The organism is Flavobacterium sp. N3904 (assembly GCF_025947305.1).
GTDB lineage: Bacteria > Bacteroidota > Bacteroidia > Flavobacteriales > Flavobacteriaceae > Flavobacterium.
On record NZ_CP110009.1, the window covers coordinates 763,514 to 785,710 of the forward strand.

Sequence of the window (22,197 nt, forward strand, 5' to 3'; positions counted from 1 at the left end):
AATGGAAAATCTATTAAAAATACAAATCTGGTCAGATGTAATGTGTCCGTTTTGTTATATAGGGAAAAGAAAAATCGAAGGAGCACTAGACCAATTTGAGAATAAAAAATCGGTTGTTATCGAATGGAAAAGCTTTCAGCTAGATCCAAGTTTTGTGGCAACTCCCAACGAAAACATTGTCGATCATTTGGCAGAAAAATATAGAAGAGATACCGATTGGGCTCAAACAATGATTGATAATATGACTGAAAATGCAAAAACATCTGGATTAGATTTTCATTTTGAAAAAGCCATTCTTGCCAATTCATTAAATGCTCATCGCTTGTTGCATTTGGCAAAAAAACATAATTTGTCAAACGAATTGGAAGAACTTTTATTTAAAGCCTATTTGACTGATGGCAAAAATGTAAACGATTTGAACACTTTAGAATCTTTGGGTCTCGAAGTAGGATTAGATAAAGAAGCAATTGAAAACGTATTAAACACTGACCTTTATGCTAATGAGGTGCAACAAGAGCAACAAGAAGCACAATCCCTAGGTGTAACTGGTGTTCCTTTCTTTGTATTTGACAATAAATACGCTGTATCGGGAGCACAACCCACCCAAGTGTTTTTGAAAACATTACAAAAATCCTGGGAAGAAGGAAATTTTGAAACCAAATTAAAACTCCAAAACACCACTGACGAAAACAGTTGTGGTATCGATGGTTGTGAATAATAAAAAACATGAGTGAAAATACAAAATTAGTTCGTTGGGGTATTATTGGTTGCGGAAATGTCACAGAATTAAAAAGTGGGCCAGCCTATCAAAAAACAAAAGGTTTTACGATATCAGCAGTGATGCGTAGAGATGCAGAAAAAGCAGCCGACTATGCCAAAAGACATGAAATAAAGAAATATTACACCAATGCAGACGATCTAATAAATGATCCTGAAGTAGATGCCATATATATTGCCACACCTCCCGACACTCATAAATATTATGGATTAAAAGTAGCTGAAGCTGGAAAAACCTGTTGTATTGAAAAACCTTTGGCGCCCAATTTCCAAGATTGTTTGAGTATCAGTGAAGCTTTTGAAGCCAAAAATACTCCTTTATTTGTTGCCTATTACAGACGAACGTTACCACGATTCGAGCAAATCAAGAAATGGATTGACACAAAAACTATTGGAGAAGTCAGACACATCCGCTGGCATTTGAGCAAACCTACAACCGATCAAGACCGCTCAGGAGAATACAACTGGAGAACCGACAAAACAATTGCTACAGGCGGTTATTTTGACGATTTGGCCAGCCACGGATTGGATTTGTTCATCCATTATTTTGGAACCATAAAAGAAGTCTCCGGAATTAGCCTTAACCAACAAGGCCTTTATACTTCCACAGATGCAGCCACGGCCAATTGGCTTCACGAGTCTGGAATTACAGGTAGCGGAAGTTGGAATTTTGGCACTTTTGAACGTGAAGATGTAGTAGAAATTTATGGTAGTAAAGGCAAAATCACATTTTCTGTTTTTGAAAACACCCCAATAATTCTTAAAACCAAAGAAGGCGAATCAATCCATCAAATTCATCATCCCGAAAACATTCAGTTGTATCATGTAGAACAAATGCGGGAACATCTTTTAGGAAATTCAGCACATCCTTCCAGTGGATTTACGGCATCACATACCAGTTGGGTAATGGATCAAATCATTGGAAACTGAATGTAAACTTCAATAAGAAAAAGAGGTGCTAATTTGATTAGCACCTCTTTTTCTTTTACCAAACTATTTCTAATTGCTGTCCTTTTTTCAAAGTGACATCTTGTTTTTTCTCTCCGCTAATTAAGGTTGTCTTACCTCCTTTTTTAGAAAATACCGAAACTTTCTTTAGACTTTTATTATTCCATTCCATCGAGATTTCAAAACCTCCTCTGGCACAAATTCCTTTTACAGTTCCAGATTCCCAAGCATCGGGTAAAGCAGGCAATAATCTGATTTCATTTTCATTGGACTGAACCAACATTTCGGCAACAGCAGCGGCTCCACCAAAATTTCCATCAATTTGAAACGGCGGATGTGCATCGAATAAATTAGGATATGTCCCTCCTCCTCTTCTTGGTGAGTCGGTTTTTTTTCCGTCGGGATCAACATATCGAAGGAGTTCTCGAAACATTTTATAGGCACGATTACCGTCCCAAAGCCTAGCCCAAAGATTAATACGCCACCCTTTTGACCAGCCTGTGGTTTCGTCTCCTTTTATTTCTAATGTTTTCTTAGAGGCTTTCGCTAATTCTGGAGTTTTTAATGGTGTGATGTGGTCACCAGGAAAAAGCCCGAACAACTGTGATTGATGACGGTGTTTTGGGTCCTTATCTTCCCAATCAAAATACCACTCCTGCAGATTTCCTTTTTTCCCAATTTGGTACGGATGCAAATTAGCCAAATCTTTTTCAAGTTCCGCTCTAAAGTCGGCATCAATATTTAAAATTTTAGCAGCTCGAATTGTTTTGTCAAAACATTCTCTTATCATTGCTAAATCGGCCGTACCGCCATACATTGTTGCCCCGACAAAACCATCAGGTGTTATATATTGATTTTCGGGTGAAGTCGAAGGACCTGTAATTAAATTTCCTTTTTTATCAAATACAAGCCAACCCTGACAAAATTCAGCTGCCCCTTTCATCAAAGGATATCCTTCTTTCTTTAAGTATTCTTTATCTTGGGTAAAAACATAATGCTCCCAAATGTGCGTACTCAACCAAGCACCTGCCATTGGCCAGCATGCCCACATGGGATCTTCTTTACCAAACTGCCCCACGGGATTGGTCATTGCCCAAATATCAGAATTGTGCGCTGCAGCCCAACCTTTATCAACTCCGTAAAAAGTCTTGGCTGTTACTTTCCCTGTAACCGAAAGATTTTTTATAAAACTCAAAAGCGGCAAATGCATTTCGGAAAGATTGGTGTTTTCGGCAAGCCAGTAATTCTCTTCCAGATTGATATTCATAGTATAATTACTGCTCCAAGGCGCATACAGATGTGGATTCCAAAGTCCTTGCAAATTGGCAGGAACTCCAAGCGTTCGTGACGAGCTAATCAATAAATAACGTCCATAATTAAAATAAAGAATTTCTAAATTCTTGTCTTCTTTCCCTTCAGAATATCTTAGTAAACGTTCGTCTGTTGGTAAATTAGGCGCAGTCGTTTTTCCTAAATCTAAAGTGACACGATTATAGAATTTTTGATAATCGGAAATATGAGTTTGCTTTAATTTATCGAAAGATTTTGCAAAGGCTTTGTTTAGATTTTTTGATGCAATTTTTTTATTATCCAATCCCTGAAAAGCGGAATTTTTATCAAAACCATTAAAACTAGTAGCTATTGAGACATAAATAATGGCTTCGGTTCCGTTTTTTAAACCTAAACTTGAAGAAGAACTTGTGATAGTTCCATCAGTATTTTTGATTTTAATAGATGAAGTAAAGCGTGTTCCAGGTCCATTTTCTTTTAAGTCTTCTGTTTGTAAAAGTTCAACAGGCAAATAAGTTAGTTGATAATTGACATAACCTGGATTTTCATGAATTGGCGCAGAACCATTCATCGACAACATACTGTCTTTTGATTCAGTTTTGAATTTTAATAAACTGCTGGGAACGATATCGAAATTCAATACCCCTTTTTTACTGCATGCCAATTTGATTATCATGATTTGGTCTGGTGCCGAAACAAAATATTCGCGGGTAAATTTCACTCCGTCAACTTCATAACTTACTTTGGATGTCGCATTCGAAATATCCAATTCTCTGTGATAGTTTGAAACTTTGCCAATGTGATGGTTATTGATTTCCAACGTTCCTAGTGGCTGATACGACTCGGAATTTTTACCTTCAATCTTTTTATTCAACTCCTCGGCAAGTTTGTAATTTTCATTTTTTAGTGCTTCCCGAATGGCGGGTAGATTTTTATATGCTTCTGGATTCATGTTGGCATTTACTGGTTGTCCTGACCAAAGCGTGATGTCATTCAGGTAAATTTTATCTGAATTTACGCCTCCGAAAACTGTGGCCCCCATTTTTCCATTCCCCAAAACTAAAGTTTCCTCAAAAAATTCGGCAGGTTGATTGTACCACAAAACGTGACTGGACTGCGCTACAACTTTTCCGAAGAAAGTAGAAAAGAAAAAAACCAGAAGAAGTTTTTTTATAAAGTTTAAATTCATCGTAGATTCTTAAATATTAAAATTCTTGTTTACCGTTCACGCGCGTGAGGGATATGAGCAAACTACCGAAGTAGTGCGGATAGCCCGACCGCATTTATGAAAGGCGCGCATAAGCGGTATGCTAAGTAGCGCCTTTTGTAAATGGGGTCACGCCCAAATAATTACTTACTTACTTGGTATTTTTCATTCACAGTAATCATTTCCCAATTATCGGTTCTAAAGGGCGATGCAGGGAATTTTTCTTTATTGAAAAGATTGATTTCTGTATCATCGTCTGCCCAACCGTAATGCACGGCAACCGGATTTGGCACTTTTTCGCTAGAAACTATTATTTTATTGCCTTTGATAATCGCTTTTGCAGAATGAAATACCTTGTCGGAACCAGCGATTTCAAATCCTTTTACATTATCCGTGCTATCTGAAGTAGACAATCCACCTCCAATGTTATCGAAAGTCAGAATGATTTGGTTTCCTTTAATTTGTTGAGATTTATAAGTTGGTCCGCTATGCACTCGCTTTTTGCCGTAATCATTATTCAAAGCAATGGCTTCCAAACGCAGTCCAACATCTTGTTTGTTTGTGGGATGAATATCCTTTGCGTTTCCAATATCAGTGGTTACTGCCATACCTGTATTTGGCAATTTTAAAGTTTCGGATTGTGCTTCGCGAAGTTCCGCCCATCGGCTGCCTACTTTACTGTTTCCATTAAATTCATTAAAACTTGATAATTGCACAAAGTAAAAAGGAAAACTACCCTGATTCCATTTGGTTCTCCAATCATTTATCATTAGCGGAAACGCTTTTTTGTACTGTTTTGCTCTCCAGACATTGGCCTCTCCTTGGTACCACAAAACTCCTTTGAAAGCATACGGAATCAATGGATTTATCATAGCGTTATACAACAACGAAGGATAACTATTGGGCGAAATTTCAATTTTTACCTTTATTACATTAAACTTCCAAAGCCCTTGCAAAGAAACATTTGAATCTTTGAAATCAATTTTTAAATCATTAGGATCTCCGTAAATTCCACCACCTCCGCTGTAATCCGTAATTCGCACAGCAATCACATTTTTTCCTTCTTTCAAAACGCCAGCAGGAATTTTGTAGATTCTGCTGGTTTCCCAAATCGTATTGGTCCCCACCTGAACACCGTTGACATAAGTGGTGTCTTCGTCGTCTATTTTGGCCATGTGTAAAACGGCTTCTTTTTTGGCTTGTTCGGCTGATAAAACAATGGTTTTTCGCATCCAAACGATTCCGTCAATATTACCAATTTGTTGATTTTCCCATAAGGAAGGCACTTTTATTTCCGGCCATTTAGCATCATTAAAATCTGCTGCTTTATACTCCTTTTCGTTAGCATCTGTCACTTCAAAACCTTGAACCGTTTTGATATTATCCAAAAGTGATTTTTTGTATATTTCAAAAACTGACCCCATATCTACTTGAGGAACTCCAGCAATCATTCCTTTGAATTCATCGTTCTTTTCGAATGCATCACGACTGGTCCATGTCTCCACACAAGTTCCGCCCCAAGATGTATTGATGATTCCGATTGGGATTTTTAATTCGGCGTATAGTTTTTTGGCAAAAAAGTAACCCACAGCCGTAAAATCTTTTACATTTTCTTTATTACAAACGGCCCATTTTCCTGCTTTTAAATCTTCTTTTGGTGAACCACTCAAATCTTGGGCAACACCAAAATGACGAATCATTGGATAATTGGAGTCTTCAATTTCTGCTTTGGAATTCATTGTTTTATACATTTGAAATTCCATATTCGATTGTCCACTGCAAATCCAGACTTCTCCAACCAAAACATTGGCGATGACAATTTTGTTTTTACCTTTAATAATTAATTCAAAAGGCCCTCCTGCTTTTTCAGCATCTAATTTTACCATCCATTTTCCGTCTTTACCGGCTGCGATGGTTTTGGTTTGTTTGTTGAAATGAACTTCGATTTTTTCATTGGCATTGGCCCAACCCCAAACCGGAATTGACTTGTTGCGTTGCAAAACCATTCCATCCGAAAACAGCAAAGGCATTTTTACATTGGCATTTGAAAAAAAAGTAACCAATAAAAATAAAGTAACTAATTGTTTTTTCATTTTAAAAAAATTGATAATCGAAAAAATGATTTCTTATAAATTGAAAGTTATTTATAAAAAATCATTTGCTCAAAATTATATTCGTTTACCCTTATTTTAATCCGTCTTGTAAAGCTGTTAACGCCTGAGAATCATAAACCGTATTGTCGGTTCTATTGAATAACGACATTGTGTTTACTCCCATATTTCCAGCGTCCCAGTAAAACGGAATCAAACCATTAGCCTTAGCTTGTTTTACTACATACTTTAAATAATAAGCTCTTGAATTGAGATGCAAAGTCAAGTCATCACCTGTCAAATCGCGTCTAATAGCTCCAAACTCACCTAAAATTACCGGAATACCTTTACTCACAAATTGCGTTTTCATAGAAAGGAAAAATTTATCCAAATCGGCTTCTTCTCCCCAAGTCGAATTGTGGGCAGTGTCTGTAGTTGAATGGTAATTTGCTCCCCAATAATAAAACATTTTACCCCAATCTGCATCTTTGTCCATTAGACAAAATTGATATGGTGTATAATAATGCACCTCAACCATCATTCGGCTCGCCACATTATCGGTAGGCAAAGTCAACATTAATTTGTTTGTTTTTTCAATATCGGTTGATGGCCCTTGCACAATCAGTGTACGATTGGCGTTTTTACCTCCTGTAGCACGAACCGCATCAATAAATGTTTGGTGATAGGATGTTAATACAGCCATTTGGGTTGCATTGTCAACGTTTGGTTCATTGGCACTGGCAAAAAGCAAATGCTCATCAAAACCACGTAAACTGGTTGCTATTTGTTCCCAAAACGCTTTTTGTTTGGCGTTATTTTCTGCTTTTTTGGCTTCGGTACAATTATTTTCGAGCCACCCCCCGTCCCAGTGAGTATTCACAATCACATACATGTCATTATCTACACAATATTGAACAACTTCTTTTACTCGATTCAGCCATTCTGTTTTGATTTGTGCTGTAGATGTATTTGCTAAATTTTGATTCCAAGAACACGGAATTCGAATTGCATTAAAACCATTGGCTTTTACCAAATCAATCAATGCTTTGGTAACCTTTGGATTCCCCCAGGCAGTTTCGCCACCTGTCGCTTCTAATGTGTTACCGATGTTCCAACCCAGTTTGATTTTGGAGGCAAGCTCTACAGCATTACTTGCCATTCCAGTAGCATCAGCCGGTAGCGGATTGGTATTGTAACTTGGATATAGCGAAACAACTGGAACTGCTGCGGCTTGAGAAACCGCTATTTGCACAGAAGCTATTTGACTTGAACTAATTGTTATTACAGCAGTCCTTACAGCAGTGGTTGTATTAGCCAAAGCTGTTACATTAACTGTAGTGGTTCCTGTAACACCTGTAGTTTTGCTCAACTGTAACCAACTGCTATCTGAACTACTAATTGTGTATGACACCACATTTGTCGTAATCGTTACATTGGCAACACTTCCTGCGCTTATAAAATCAATTGTGTTTGTGTCTAGAGTAAGTGTTTTTGCGTCTGGTTTCACTGGCTCTGTTCCTGAATCGGAGCTACAAGCCCAAAGTCCTAAAAAAGCAACGCATAAAGTAGCGCTAATTATTATTTTTTTCATTTTTACTGTTTTAAAATTTTACTTAATAGTTACAACAACTTCTTTTTTGATATCACGGGAAGAACTTCCTAGTCTCAAAGTATATTTTCCTGGTTCAACTGTCCATTTTTTGGCTTCAACATTATAATAAGCCAAATCTTTTACCGGAACCTGAATGATTACTGTTTCAATTTTTCCTACTGTAACCATTACTTTTTGGAAGCCTTTCAGTTCTTGGGCTGCACGCTCAATCTTCGAATCCGGTTTAGAAGAATACAATTGCACTACTTCTTTACCGTCAACTTTTCCTGTGTTTTTAACTGTTATCGAAACCGAAATTGTCTCATCACCTGTATATTCTTTTTTATCCGTTTTTGCATTATCGAAAGCAAAAGTAGTATAGGACAATCCGTATCCAAAAGGATAAAGTGGTTCTATATGTTTAGTGTCAAACCAACGATACCCAACCAAAATTCCTTCGGCATAGTTTACTGTTTTGTCACCAGGAAAACTGTTTGTAGCGTGAGCCGGCGAATCCATAATGTTTTTAGGCATTGTCCAAGGTAACTTACCCGATGGATTTACTTTTCCCAACAATACATCTGCCAAAGCATTTCCACCTTCAGAACCATTAAACCAACCCCAAACCAAAGCATTCGTTTTTTTACCAATTTCATCAATATCAAAAGGAGCTCCGGCAACCATAACCACAATGGTTCTTGGGTTTACTGCCAAAACTTTTTGAATCAACTCCTCTTGTCCAAATGGTAATTTTAAACTTCTACGGTCAGAAGCTTCGGTTTCATAATCACGGTTGGAACCTGCAAAAATGATGGCAACATCAGAGTTTTTGGCCGCTTGAATCGCTTCTTCTAATTTGGCGGGATCCAATTGGTCAATTGTTACAGGACCATTCATAGTGATATCACCTAATTTACCAACCTTTTTTTCTTCGTAACGCTCCAAATAACCTTCTGCATAATTGATTTTGATCGAAGCTGGCAATCTGTTTTTCAAACCATCTAAAGGTGTAACCTCTCTTTTGGTTTTTACACCTGCACCAAATCCGCCCAAAGCATTTTTCTTAGTTGCATTATTTCCAATTACAGCGATGGATTTCACACCATCCAGTTTCAAAGGCAATGCGTTATTATCATTTTTCAATAAAACCACAGCTTCTGATGCGATTTTATAAGCATCTTGATAATGCGCTTCAGTTGCAATGCTACCTTTCACACGATCTTGACCGCCCATTGCTTTTACTTGAAACAAAACATTCAATATTCTTTTTACATGTATATTAATTTCTGCTTCTGAAATTTCGCCAGACTTGGCAGCTGCAATTAATTTATCAGCCAGATAAAATTCGTTGAACTTTGTGGTAGGAGTTCCCATTTCGATATCCAAACCGCTTTTTAAAGATTTTACTGTTGAATGAACCGCAGCCCAATCGGAAACAACAACTCCTTTGAAGCCCCATTCGTCACGCAAAATGGTATTGAGCATATAATTATTTTCGCAGAGATATTCACCTCTAAACTTATTATAGGCTCCCATTATACTGTATGATTTTGCCTCGGTTACCGCCGCTTTAAATGCTGGCAAATAAATTTCACGCAGGGTACGTTCGTCCATTTGAACATCAACAAAATCACGATTGGTTTCTTGGTTATTGGCTGCAAAGTGTTTGACACAAGCCATAACATCTTTGTCTTGCAAACCAACAATCAACGGCATGGCAATTTTACTGTTTAGAAAAGGATCTTCAGACATATACTCGTAAGTTCTGCCTCCAAGCGGTGTTCTTACAATATTGATGGCTGGCGAAAGCAACATGTCTTTGTCTCGGGCCCGCAATTCTTCCCCAACACTATTTCCAAATAAATGTGCCAAATTAGTGTTCCAAGTTGCTGCCAAAGCTCCAGTAGCAGGATAATAAGTCGCAAAATCGTTTGTCAATCCTGCAGGTGCCCAACTGTCACGAGATATTTCTTCACGAACGCCTAACGGCCCATCAGCCATTTTTAATTCTGGAATGCCCAAGCGCTTTACACCTCCATTGGCAAACATACTGTTACCATGCAACATGCCTATTTTTTCCTCAAGCGTCATTTGAGCAATTAATTTGTCAATTTGCGCATCATATTTAGACCCCAAAGATTTTACAGCAGTAGCTTTTTTATTCTTAACCGTTTGGGAATTTGCATTGTATCCAGTAAACAATAACATTGAAAAAATGGATAAGGTGATTATTTTCATTTTCATAACTAGGTTTTTTTTGGTCTTATTTTTTTATTTATTGCTTTATAAAATTGAGCAACAGCACATCATTTTCATTAATCTTGAAATCCTTGCTATAGATTCCTTTCGAATCAATTTTTACTGTTTCAGTTGAAATTGGATCTCCATTATTTTTCTGCTTGAGCGTATTGACTTGCTGTAGCGTCAACCGATTCGGTTTATTCATTCCTAAATAATCGGTAAAAACGTCATTGACTTTATACCCCACTTTATATATTTCTAAAATGTATTTTCCTTTTTGCAATCCTGCCACTTCAATTTTTACAGACCCTTTTGGTTTTGAGGGTAAATCTTTTATATAATATTGCTGATTGTTTGTGGCATCTGGTAATGTATAGGTAAAATCCCAAAACAATAATTGTACGTCTCCTTTTGCATTTTTGGTTGCCCAAGAGGAAGTGTCGCTATTTTGAAGTTCTGTTTCTCCCAATTTGTTTAAAAAAGAATACGAAAAATAGGCTGGCTTCTTAATTCCTTGTGTATTCAACAACCCGAAACCTCCGTGAAAAGGGGTAAATCTTGGCCCAGGTTCTTCAAAAATATCGGTAAAAACCCAATACGACATGGAGTTTGCTGCATTCCCAACTTGTTTCAGTTTTTGAAGAATATAAGCCGCCGAATGGTAACTGTCGTGAATCGGGTCTGCTGGAGTGTACGATGAACTCCATTCGGTGTAATGCAATTCGAGATTTGGTTTTGCTGAACTTGAAATTTGCTTGCGAGAATTAATTACTTCTCCACTCACACTCGACGCATCATTACTCAAAACCGTTCCGGATTCTCCATATTCATCTAAAAAACCTTGACCAACTCCGTAAGCATGTGTAGAGATAAAATCTAAAGGCACATTGTTTTTAGTAGCAAATTCAATTGTTTCTGGCACCCAAGCCGCTCCAGCTGTAGCAGGACCTCCTACTTTATAAGCTGGATTTACGCTTTTGATAGCTCTAGCGGTATAATCATACAATTTAAAATATTCTTCCTGGGTTCCTGTCCAAAATCCTGGCGATAAATTGGGTTCGTTCCAAACCTCGAAATACCATGTTTTTACTTCTTCAACTCCATAACGCTCTGTAAAATGCTGTGTCAGATTACGAATTAAGTCTTCCCATTTTTTATAATCTTTTGGAGGAGTTACGTTCCCGCGCCACCAAAAAATGGTTTCGTTACCACTGGCCAAAGCTGATGGCATGAACCCTAATTCAACAAAAGGTTTCATTTTGATGCTCAAAAGAAAATCGTACAAAGCATCAATATATTGGTAATTGTATTCTGGATTTCCTTTATTGTCTTCGCGATAAACGGCCATATCATCGGTTAATAAACCGTGCATCCTAATGTACTTGAAATCGCATTCTTTTTTGACCATTGTCAATTGCTGTTGCCAATCGGCACGTAATCCTTCATTGGCTCTGCCTGCCCCGATACATTCTTTGAACATGGTATTCATGTCTCCGGCCGATTTGTTATAATCAACTTTTATAATTCTGCTTTTGGCATTCGAGTCTTGTCCAAACAATGCAAAATTGGTTAGGCCAAAGAGAATAATAAGTATTGTGAAATGTTTTTTCATCTTTATTTAATGCTAATTTTTTTGGTCAAAAGGATTTTATCAGAAGCACTTCCAACCTGTATTTCAATTTGTCCTTTTTCAAGTTCAAATTGTTGTTTGTTGGCATTCCAATATTCTAATTTTTTGGCTTTTAAAGTCAGAACAACCGTTTTGGTTTCTCCTGCTTTTAAGGCCACTCTTTGGAAAGATTTTAATGCTTTTATCGGTTGCTGAATCGCCGAGTCGATTGATTTAACATACAATTGAACGACTTCCTCCCCGTCTCGTTTTCCAGAATTAGTAACCGAAACCGAAACTGTTAGATCTTTGTCTTTTTCTAAAATTTCTTTGTTTGTCGCTATCGAATTGTACGCAAAATTCGTGTAACTCAAACCGTGACCGAAAGCATACAATGGTTTCCCTTGAAAATACATATAGGTTCTTCCGTTACGGATGTTGTAATCCAATAAATTGGGTAAATCGGTAATATCTCTTACCCAGGTTTGCGTCAATCTTCCCGCTGGATTGTAATCGCCAAACAAAACATCGGCCAAAGCGGTTCCTAATTCCTGGCTGTTTTGTGTCATGTGCACAATAGACGGAATGTGTTCCTGTGTCCAATTGATAGCGTACGGAAAACTGCTTATTGAGGCTACAACTGTATTGGGATTGGCTTGATACGCAATTTTGATTAAATCTTCCTGTTCCAATGTCAAAGACTGACGATCAACGGATTCTTTGCCTTCGCTCGGAACTGGACAATCGTTCCAACCGGCATTGCAAACGGGGTGATTCCCAACTATCACAATAACTACATCTGCTTTTTTGGCTATAGTGGCTGCTTTTCCGTCGGCATTATTCTTGGCGTATAAAATCTCAACTTTGTCGCCTAATTTATTTTTAATTCCCTGCAAAGGTGTAACAACATAAGGTGGCGTTCCGCTGTACCAGTCCAAAAGCACCTCATCAGCACGAACACCGATTACGGCGACTGTTTTCAGTTTTTCTTTTTGCAAAGGCAACAACTGTTTGACTGGATCATTCTTTAATAAAACAATTGATTTTAATGTTGCTTCCAATGCCAACTTTTTATGAACATCCGATTTCCAAGGATCAATCGTGTCTTTTCCTTTTCCGATTTTCGCATACGGATTGTCATCTGTAGCATCCAACATTCCTAGTTTTATCATCACCCGAAAATCACCTCTGATGACTTCGTCTATTTCTTTTTCAGTCAGATAGCCTTTTGAAATTGCGCCGTCGACACCTTCTTTATAATCATCCAAAAACTGATTGATTCCGGCTTTTACTGCTGCTGCAGCTCCCAGATACGAATCGGGATAATATTTATGATCCGAAAGCAATAATTTGAAAGCACCACCATCGGTACAGATAATTCCGTTTTGTCCCCATTCTTTCTGAGTGATGTCTTTCAGCATCGGATGCACCATCGCTGGGATTCCGTTTACTTTATTGTAAGACGCCATATAGGCTCGTGAACCGCCTTCGATAATTCCCATTCTGAAAGGAACGGAATAATATTCTCTCCAAAGACGCTCATCAAAATCGGATGATGTATAGGTTCTTCCATCTTCATTGCTGTTCGCCAAAAAGTGTTTCATCAACGAAGCCGTTTGCCAATATTTTGGATTGTTTCCTTGCAATCCTTTTACAAAAGCGACAGTCATCGTCCCGTTAAAAAAAGCATCTTCTCCATAACTTTCCTCGGTACGTCCCCAACGTGGATCTCTGGCAATATCGGCATTCGGAGCCCGAACTACTAATCCTCCACGATGGTATTTCTGAAAAGCGTAACGCGCTTCATACCCTTCAACATTCGCCACTTTCTGAAGCAAATCGACATCCCAAGTTTCGCCCAAACCATAGGCTTGCGGAAAAGTGGTGGTGGTAACTGGCTTTTTGCCTTTTCCACCCCATTCGCCTGGTCCGCCTAATGCCAATCCGTGTAAACCTTCGACATGCCCAGTACCAGCAACTCCCAATCTGGGAACGGAAGGATTGGTACTTAATACCGCTATTTTTTCCTCCAAAGTCATTAATGACAACAAATTGTCAATACGCTTTTCGGTATCCAAATTGGGATTCTGAAAAGGATATTGCTGTTTTTTTTGTGCCAAAACTGGCACAGCAAACAAGAGAAGAAGAATAAGTGTCAAATAATTTTTCATTTATTTCTTTGGTAAAAAAAATTTGATTACAAACGTTTGTGCGTGAGGGATAGCAGTGGAAATCCTTTTTTTATCCCGCCTTTTGCGGGATGAAAAAAGATTGCAACGGATAGCCCGGTTCGCTTTTTCAGCGAACACGCCCAGAATATTTTTATAATTTTTTAAATCTAATGGCTGTTCCACCGGCTCCGCCCAAATGCAATTTCAATATATCTGAAGCTTTTACAGTTTTTTTAGAAATAGCAACTGCCGACGGATTGTGTGTTTCGTCAGTACCTTCGGCATCCGCATAAATCTGAGCTTCGTAAGTCGCTTTGGAATCTAAAAACGTCAATGGAATAGCTAAATCTCTAGCGTTTTCATTGGTGATACTTCCCAAATACCAATTTTCACTATTCCTGTCTTTACGAGCTGTAGAAATGTATTGTCCGATTTCTCCATTTAAGACTTTGGTCGTTTCCCAATCTGTTGGAACGTCTTTCAAGAATTGCAAAGCTGGTTTTCCTTCGTAATTTTCAGGAAGGTCAGCCATCATTTGAATTGGAGCATAAATGGTTACATACAATGCCAATTGTTGCGCGGTTGTCCCATGTACTCTTTTACCTGGATACCCTTGTTTTACCTCAACATCAAAAATTCCCGGCGTGAAATCCATAGGTCCGGAAAGTAATCTTGTAAACGGAATAATCGTCAAATGATTTGGAGGATTTCCTTCGCTCCAAGCATTGTACTCTTGTCCTCTGGCAGCTTCTCTAGAAACCATATTGGGATAGGTACGGCGTTCTCCTGTGTCTTTTATAGACTCATGGTACAAAACGGCCAAATCATATTGAGCCGCTTTTTCCAATACATATCTAAAATAATTCACTCCGAATTGTCCGAAGTGCCATTCTTTCATATTTAATTTTGAACCTACGTGACCGATTTTAACCGAATGCATTCCGAGTTTTTTGTATAAAGCAAAAGCATCGTCAATTTCTTTTAAGTAATTAATCAAGTTTGAACCTGTTTCGTGATAACCAATTAATGCTACCCCTTTTTTATTTCCGTATTCCACTACTTTTTCAAGGTCGAAATTATCGGCGCTTTTTGTAAAACTGAACATGTGCATTTTATTTTCGTACCAAGCAGGTGTCCAACCTTTGTTCCAACCTTCGATAAGCAAATGATGAAATCCTTCTTTAGCCGTAAAATCCATGTATTCTTCAGCATGTTTGGTTGTTGCTCCCTGAATAGGACTTTCCCAAAAAGAGTATTTTCCGATGTGCATTCCCCACCAAATTCCGAAATATTTATAGGGTTTAAAATAAGTTATTTTGCCTAATTTATTGGGTTCATTCAGATTCAGAATCAAATAAGACGTAATCAAATCTGTCGGTTTTTCAGCAATTTGTAACGTTCTCCATGAAGAAGTGAATGTGTCTTTTACACGAACTTTTACACCATCTGCCCAAGGCACAAGGTCGGATTTAAGTTGTGTACCCGTTGTATTTACCAAAGTCATACTGGCGAAATCTACCAAATTGGCTTCGTGAAAACTCAATGCCAGTCCGCTTTTGCTTTCAATAGTTAATGGCGTTAAAACAGTATCAAGAGTACTTACGGGTGAGTCTTTAAACAAATATTCATCGCGATTTTCCCTGTTTGCAGGAATCCACCATGCTTTACCATCTTCTTTCAGGTTGAAAGTCGTTTTCTCATCCATGATAAAAATACTGTCTTTCGTTTCTTGTTTTGGATACACATATCGAAAAGCAATTCCGTCATCGTAAGCACGGAACTGAATTTCTAGTTTGCGTTTGTTTTTATCTTTTTGTTGCAATTGAACCACTAACTGATTGTAGTGGTTTCTGATGTTTTTCTTTTCTCCCCAAACCTGTTCCCAAGTTTCGTCGAAAGTGGAATTTTTTACGTTTGTTATTTCGAAATTAGAACTTAAATTCTCATTGTTCTTTAGCAAAAACCCCATATCTGATGGAGTAATCACTTGAATTTTTCCGTGGCTTACTGCATATTTTGGTGCATTGTTTACTAATTCGAATTTTATCTTGTTTTGCCCTCCAGGAGAAGCCAATTCATAGGATTTTGTCTTTTTGCCTTGAGCATTTCCTATACTTAAGGATAGTAATAGAACAGGAAGTATTAATTTCTTTATCATAATATTGTTTCTTACTCTTTTTTATAAATCGGGAAACGAAGCAACCCTTCATTCCCCGATTTAAAACTAACTCAACTTATTTATTTTATCCACTCGGTTTTGAAAGTGGTTTTTCCAGTTAATGGATTTGATGTTGTTTCAAAATTGCTTCCTTTTTTGGAAAGGGTTATCGTTTGTACGGCATCGGTTCCTGGTAAAAATACTTTTGCAGTAGCAGTATTGGTAGCCTCAGTAGCGTATACTTTTAAAGTTAATTTGCTCCAGTCCATGTCTTTTGTTGATTGTGCCAATGCTATATGAGGAATGGCAGAACCGTTTCTAACCAAAACTACGATTGGAATAGCACCCGCTTTGATTTTATGCCATCCGCCTTGATAAACCTGTTTGGTTTGGTAGTCAATCCAAGTTCCTGCTGGAAGATAAACGTCTCTTTCGGTTACTTCTTCGAATAAAGGGGCAACCAATATACTGGTCCCAAATAAATATTCATTGTCTACCAACCAAGAACCTGCATCATTTGGATATTCAAGGAATAAAGCACGCATCATTGGCAATCCTTGTTGAGAACTTTCTTTGGCCTGCGCATAGATGTAAGGCATCAATTCATAACGCATATTATCGGCGTTTCTAAATCCTTCCAAGAAATCTTTACTGTACAACCAAGGTTCGCGCGGAGGCTCGCCATGGCTTCTCACATGTGAAGTAAACATTCCGAACGGCGCCCATCTGCGGTATAAATTTTCAGGAGATTTGGTTGCAAATCCTCCTACATCATGACTCCAGAAACTGAATCCACACAATCCCAATGAAAGTCCACCTCTCAATTCGGCAGACATTGCACCGTTTGTAGTTTCGGCATCACCACCCCAATGCAATGGGTAACGTTGGCTTCCTGCCCAAGTGCTTCTGGCCCAGATTAAAGTATAGCCTTTTTCTTTTTGAGTGATTTCCGCCACGGCTTTGTTGTAACGCAACGGGTATAAATTGTGCTCGTAAAAACCAGTACGACCTGAATGATAAATTCCTTCTGGCGGTGCAGCTTCTCCAAAATCTACTTTGAAAACAGAAACTCCTTGATCAAATAAATGTTTCAATTTGGCTTGATACCAAGTCACTGTTTCTGGGTTCGAAAAATCCAAAACAGCATCTTCATAAGGCAAGTTTCCTTTACGGTCTCTTACTGCTAGATTTTTGTCCATTATTTCATTGAACAATGTGTTTTTAGGACTGAAATAAGGCAATTGCCATAAACATACATGGAAACCGTCATCTTTCATATCCGACATCATTTTTACAGCATCTGGAAAACGATCTTTTGAAAATTCGTAATTATTTCTCCAATCTACATCAAACCAACCTGTATCAAAGTGAATTACATCGGTTGGAATTTTATAAGCACGTAAATCTTTCGCTACCTGACGCCCCTCTTTTTCAGAGAAATAAGTGATACGACTCATCCAGAAACCAAATGACCAAAGTGGTGGCATTGCTGCTTTTCCTGTCAAATTAGTGTACTCATCCAATATTTCTTTTGGTTCTCCTATGAAGAAAAACAAATCGGCTTCATCATCGCCAATGTACATTTCATTCGCACTACCAAAATACCTTCCAAAATCGCAGGTAATTGGTGTAGAATGGTGCATAAACACACCATAACCACGGCTACTCATATAAAACGGAACTGGTTTGTACATCGTTTCGTTTTGAATACCGTTGGCATCATCCGTCCATAAAACTACTTTTTGTCCGCGTTTGTTGAATTGGGTAAATGATTCTCCACAGCCAAATATTTTTTCATCCGGTTCTAAGCTAAAAGCCGCGCCCATACTTCTGGAATAATCACTGTTTCTTCGAACAAACGAGAACGGAAGTGTTGGAGTATAGGTGTTTTTAAAATCAGAATCATGCAATGTACTGGTTAGTAATTTACCCGTTTCATCATAAATTTTTACGTGCCATGGTTTTGACAAAATCTCAACAGAACCGTGTTTGCTTGTGTATTTATGGCCTCCTTCAATTTTAGAATATTTCCATAATTCTGGGTGATTTGGAGCTACACCATCAACCAACATCAAAGAGGTTGCCTCAGGATGAAATTGTGGTCCAGAAGTCGTTTTGATACGAATGGATCGGTCCGAAACAAACTGGATTTGAAAAGGTAATTCAGGAGAAACTGCATATTCCGTCGTTGGAAATTCATTGGCAGGAACCACACCTGGCTTCATCATCATATTGTTGAAAGCCTGACGTGTCTGGTAATTGTAACGCAAATATTTTATTGTCCCTTTTCCTGTTGCAGGATCAAAAGCAGTAAGCTCATCAGCAAAATAAAACGTATTTAGATAATTCTGAAAATCTTTGCTGATATCTATTGGCGCATTTAGCACATCTGCATTTTGAATTTGTGCCGACACTTTTGGCGACAACAACAAACCAAAACCCATGAATAGAGACAAGGATGCAAGCTGTATTTTTTTCATTGTATTCTTTTTAATATTATTTAATTCTGTTTTATTCTGCTGAAATTGTAATTGTAGCATCTTTCAAACCATTTGCGGTAGCTGTCAATTCAAGCTTATCGGCTTTATTACCGGATTGAATCACCACTAAACATTTTCCGTTTAGGGCAGTATGTTTTGTTCCTTTGTACGATTCGTGACTCACTGGATCTCCGCTGCAAACACCTACAATTTTTCCGTTTCCTTTTAAAGAAAAACTAATTTCATTATTCGCTTTTGGCACTAAAACTCCTTTGGCATCTAGAATATCAACCGTTACAAAAGACAAATCGTTTCCGTCAGCTTTTATTGTACTTCTGTCTGCCGTTAATTTTAAATTATCTGGATTTCCGGCGGTCTGGATTTCGGTTTCTAAAACTGTTTTTCCGTCTTTGCGAGAGATGGCTTTAAGTGTACCTGCTTGAAAGGGAACTTTCCACATTACGTGCAAATCATCTCCTTTTTTGCTTCGAACACCAACTGATTTTCCGTTAAGGAACAGTTCCACCTCATCGGCATGATTATAGTATGCCCACACATCGACAGTTTGTCCTGCTTTCCAGTTCCAATGCGGAAAAATATGCAGTACATCTTTGTCTGTCCATTCGCTTTGGTACATATAATACACATCTTTCGGGAAACCGGCTAAATCTACAATTCCAAAATAGGAACTAATAGACGGCCACTCATAAGGGGTTGGTTCTCCAATATAATCGAAGCCTGTCCAGATGTACATTCCAGAAAGATAATCATGTTTTTTGATGACTTTCCAAGTCGCTTCGTGTGTAGAACCCCAAGGTGCCTGAACCTGATCGTAAGCAGAAACGGTGTTACCTGAATTGCCATCCGTAAATTTGAGATCCCATCTTACCGGCCATTTTTTAATGGAGTCCGAATTTGTATCATAATACCCACGGGTTTCTAAAGCCGAAGTCGTTTCGGTTGCTATAAAAGGAATTCCAGGGAAGTTTTTTTGATGATATTCATATGTTTGATGGGCGTAATTGTAACCAATAATATCCAAAACTCTAGACTTTGCTATGGCATTAAATTGAACATTGTTCTTTTCGAACTGCAAAGTGACTTCATCGATATTCATATTAACGGGTGGATTCATAGCTGCTGTAATTGGTCTGGTTTTATCGTATTGACGTGTGATTTCGGCTAATTCTTTTGCAATTATCACACCCGTTTCACTCCATTGTTCTGGAATTTCATTTCCGATACTCCACATAAAAATACTTGGATGATTTCGGTCGCGCAATAATTGATCTACTAAATCAATTTTGTGCCATTTGTCCCAATCGTTGCTGTAATCGTATTTGGTTTTGCTTTGTTTCCACATATCGAATGCTTCATCCATGACGATGAAACCCATTTTATCACAAAGGTCCAAAAGCTCTGGAGCAGGTGGATTATGGGAAGTTCGAATTCCGTTTACCCCCATTCCTTTTAGAATTTCTAACTGGCGTTCGATAGCTCTTGTATTGATTGCGGATCCCAAAGGCCCTAAATCGTGGTGCATACAAACCCCTTTGATTTTGACTTGTTTTCCGTTTAAAATAAAGCCTTTGTTAACATCGAATTTAAAACTTCTGATTCCGAAATTGGTTTTGTATTGATCTACAATTTGATCATCAACCGAAATTTCAGTAACTGCTGTATATAATTCTGGAGTTTCAACAGACCATAAAATTGGCGTTTCGACTTGAGCTTCTTGTTTGATTGTTTGATTGGCATTGGCGCCAATTGATATATTTTGAGTAACCGATGTTACTTTAGTGTCCTTTTTAAAAATAGTAGTAGTTACCGTCGCTTTTTTGGAAGTTAAATTTTGATTCTGAATTGTAGTTTCGAATTTGACCGTAGCTTTTTCGGCTGTAACTTTAGGTGTAGTAACATAAGTTCCCCATTGGCCTACATGCAATTTATCTGTGGTTTCTAACCATACGTTTCTGAATATTCCTGAACCGGAATACCAACGTGAATTGGGTTGTTTTGAATTGTCAACCTTAACAATAATTTCGTTGTTTTTATCTCCATAATTCAAATAGGGAGAAATTTCATATTGAAAACCAATATAACCATTTGGGCGTTTGCCTAGATAATGCCCGTTTACCCAAACTTCACTGTTTTTGTAAACTCCATCAAAAATTATTGAAGTTACTTTTGTGCTGTCTTCAGCTGCAACTTTAAATGTTTTTTTATACCAACCTAAACCACCCGTAAGTGCTCCGCCTCCAAATCCTGCAGGGCTTTTTTCATCAAATTTACCTTCAACACCCCAATCGTGAGGAACATTTAGTGTTCTCCATTTTGTATTTGTTCCAATTGTATCTTTATCAATAATACTGTCACTTAAATGAAAGCTCCAATCGGAATTGAAAGAAATTTTTCTCGAAGTAAAACCGTCATTATTTTCTTTAGTGCAACCAAAAATTGCAATAAATCCAAAAATGATGAGTGTTTTTAAAAGGTTTGAATATTTCATTTTTTTTTAATTATCATGTTTTTTAAGTAGTATAAATGTATCGATAAGTGTTTAAACAATACCACTTATCGATACATTATAGTATTACTTTTTTGCAGTACTTTTCTTTTGTTTTAAAAGCAAGTCCTCTTTATTTTGGGATTGCTATCAAGAGTTCGAATAATTCTAACTCTTGATAGTGTCTACCCATTTCGAAGTACAAAAAAACAGTTACTAACCTAGTTTCTTTAATCCAATAAATAATTTAGTTTGCAGCAGGTTTTGGTTTGTAATTAAAAATAATTTGACAATTACCTTCTCCACTTCTACTTTGATCCCTAACTACTGACAATCTCATTTGATTATCATTAATCTCAATCACATGGATAGATGTCCAGTTACTTACGTCACCATAATAATCTCCACCGTAAAGTAGTTCTGGGCCTCCGCTAAAAATCATGGTATTCTTTGCAATATCAAAATTAAAAAGACCGATTTTAGTGGTTTGATCCATACTGTTTAGAGCTGTTTGCACTACTTTAACATTGTATCCACCGTTAAGATCAAAAGTCATTTCTCCCCAATCTTTCATCGCCATAGACCAACTTTGGTATGATCCTGGAATCCACCACCAATCTCCTGAATATGGAGCTGGCCCTGCAAAGTTTAACGCACCCCAAGCAATTGGGTCGCTCATATCTAATACCCATGTTTTACCTGCTTCCCCATTGGTCAATTTTGTCCAACTAGGATCACTAAAGTATGTTGGATCATTTTGGTTTACTTTTACCGTTACAGGGCTGGCATACACTGCGCCTCCTGGTGTATAGGCAGTAAAATCAATTGTATAAGTTCCTGCAAATGGAAAAAAGACAGTTTGCTCATTTGTATTATAATGGCCTAATTCTCCTTTTGAATCGGAATAAGACCAATAAGGAATAACCGTTCCGTCTAAATTGGTTAATTTTACCTCATTGTTTTTCAGTGGATTTTGAACTACCGAAAATTTGAGCGTTTCTGGCGTTAATGTAACAGCAGGAAGGCTAGTACGATCTTCAACAGGCTCACAGGAAAACAGTGAACCCAAGGTGATTGCAGCTACAAGTATATATAGTTTACGTTTCATAGTTTCTTTTTTTTATTAGTT

12 protein-coding genes are annotated in these 22,197 nt (G+C 37.7%); 2 read left to right on the plus strand and 10 right to left on the minus strand.

All coding sequences use genetic code 11. The annotated features are described in order from the left end of the window. Window position 1: 1 nt before the first annotated feature. Entirely contained in the window at window positions 2-718 is a 717-nt protein-coding gene (locus OLM57_RS03235; protein WP_264565802.1) for a DsbA family protein, read from the plus strand. Between the two features lie 8 nt (window positions 719-726). Beyond that, window positions 727-1,707 (plus strand): Gfo/Idh/MocA family protein, encoded by a 981-nt coding sequence (locus OLM57_RS03240; RefSeq protein ID WP_264565803.1) that lies wholly within the window; start codon window positions 727-729, stop codon window positions 1,705-1,707. Window positions 1,708-1,762: 55 nt separating this feature from the next. Here OLM57_RS03240 and OLM57_RS03245 read toward each other — a convergent pair whose 3' ends face one another. From OLM57_RS03245 to OLM57_RS03290, 10 genes are all read right to left on the minus strand, one after another. Beyond that, a complete protein-coding gene (locus OLM57_RS03245) occupies window positions 1,763-4,204 on the minus strand; it encodes a glycoside hydrolase family 95 protein (RefSeq protein WP_264565804.1) in 2,442 nt (813 codons plus the stop codon). Window positions 4,205-4,365: 161 nt separating this feature from the next. Then, complete coding sequence (locus tag OLM57_RS03250; RefSeq protein WP_264565805.1) at window positions 4,366-6,315, minus strand: sialate O-acetylesterase; 1,950 nt, start codon at window positions 6,313-6,315, stop codon at window positions 4,366-4,368. A gap of 91 nt (window positions 6,316-6,406) precedes the next feature. Continuing rightward, the gene (locus tag OLM57_RS03255) at window positions 6,407-7,903 is read right to left on the minus strand and encodes a cellulase family glycosylhydrolase (protein ID WP_264565806.1); all 1,497 of its coding nucleotides are present in this window, start codon (window positions 7,901-7,903) and stop codon (window positions 6,407-6,409) included. 18 nt (window positions 7,904-7,921) lie between these two features. Then, window positions 7,922-10,147, minus strand: coding sequence for a glycoside hydrolase family 3 C-terminal domain-containing protein (locus tag OLM57_RS03260; RefSeq protein ID WP_264565807.1), 2,226 nt, complete (start codon window positions 10,145-10,147; stop codon window positions 7,922-7,924). 31 nt (window positions 10,148-10,178) lie between these two features. After that, window positions 10,179-11,756: a GH39 family glycosyl hydrolase gene (locus OLM57_RS03265; RefSeq protein WP_264565808.1), complete on the minus strand. Its 1,578-nt coding sequence runs from the start codon at window positions 11,754-11,756 to the stop codon at window positions 10,179-10,181. Window positions 11,757-11,758: 2 nt separating this feature from the next. Further along, complete coding sequence (locus OLM57_RS03270) at window positions 11,759-13,924, minus strand: glycoside hydrolase family 3 C-terminal domain-containing protein (protein WP_264565809.1); 2,166 nt, start codon at window positions 13,922-13,924, stop codon at window positions 11,759-11,761. A gap of 151 nt (window positions 13,925-14,075) precedes the next feature. After that, window positions 14,076-16,082, minus strand: coding sequence for a glycoside hydrolase family 97 protein (locus OLM57_RS03275; RefSeq protein WP_264565810.1), 2,007 nt, complete (start codon window positions 16,080-16,082; stop codon window positions 14,076-14,078). An 80-nt stretch (window positions 16,083-16,162) separates the two neighbouring features. Beyond that, complete coding sequence (locus OLM57_RS03280) at window positions 16,163-18,562, minus strand: alpha-xylosidase (protein WP_264565811.1); 2,400 nt, start codon at window positions 18,560-18,562, stop codon at window positions 16,163-16,165. Window positions 18,563-18,593: 31 nt separating this feature from the next. Next, entirely contained in the window at window positions 18,594-21,071 is a 2,478-nt protein-coding gene (locus tag OLM57_RS03285) for a glycoside hydrolase family 2 TIM barrel-domain containing protein (RefSeq protein WP_264565812.1), read from the minus strand. 244 nt (window positions 21,072-21,315) lie between these two features. After that, window positions 21,316-22,176, minus strand: a complete 861-nt coding sequence (locus OLM57_RS03290) for a hypothetical protein (protein WP_264565813.1) — start codon at window positions 22,174-22,176, stop codon at window positions 21,316-21,318. Window positions 22,177-22,197 lie beyond the last annotated feature (21 nt).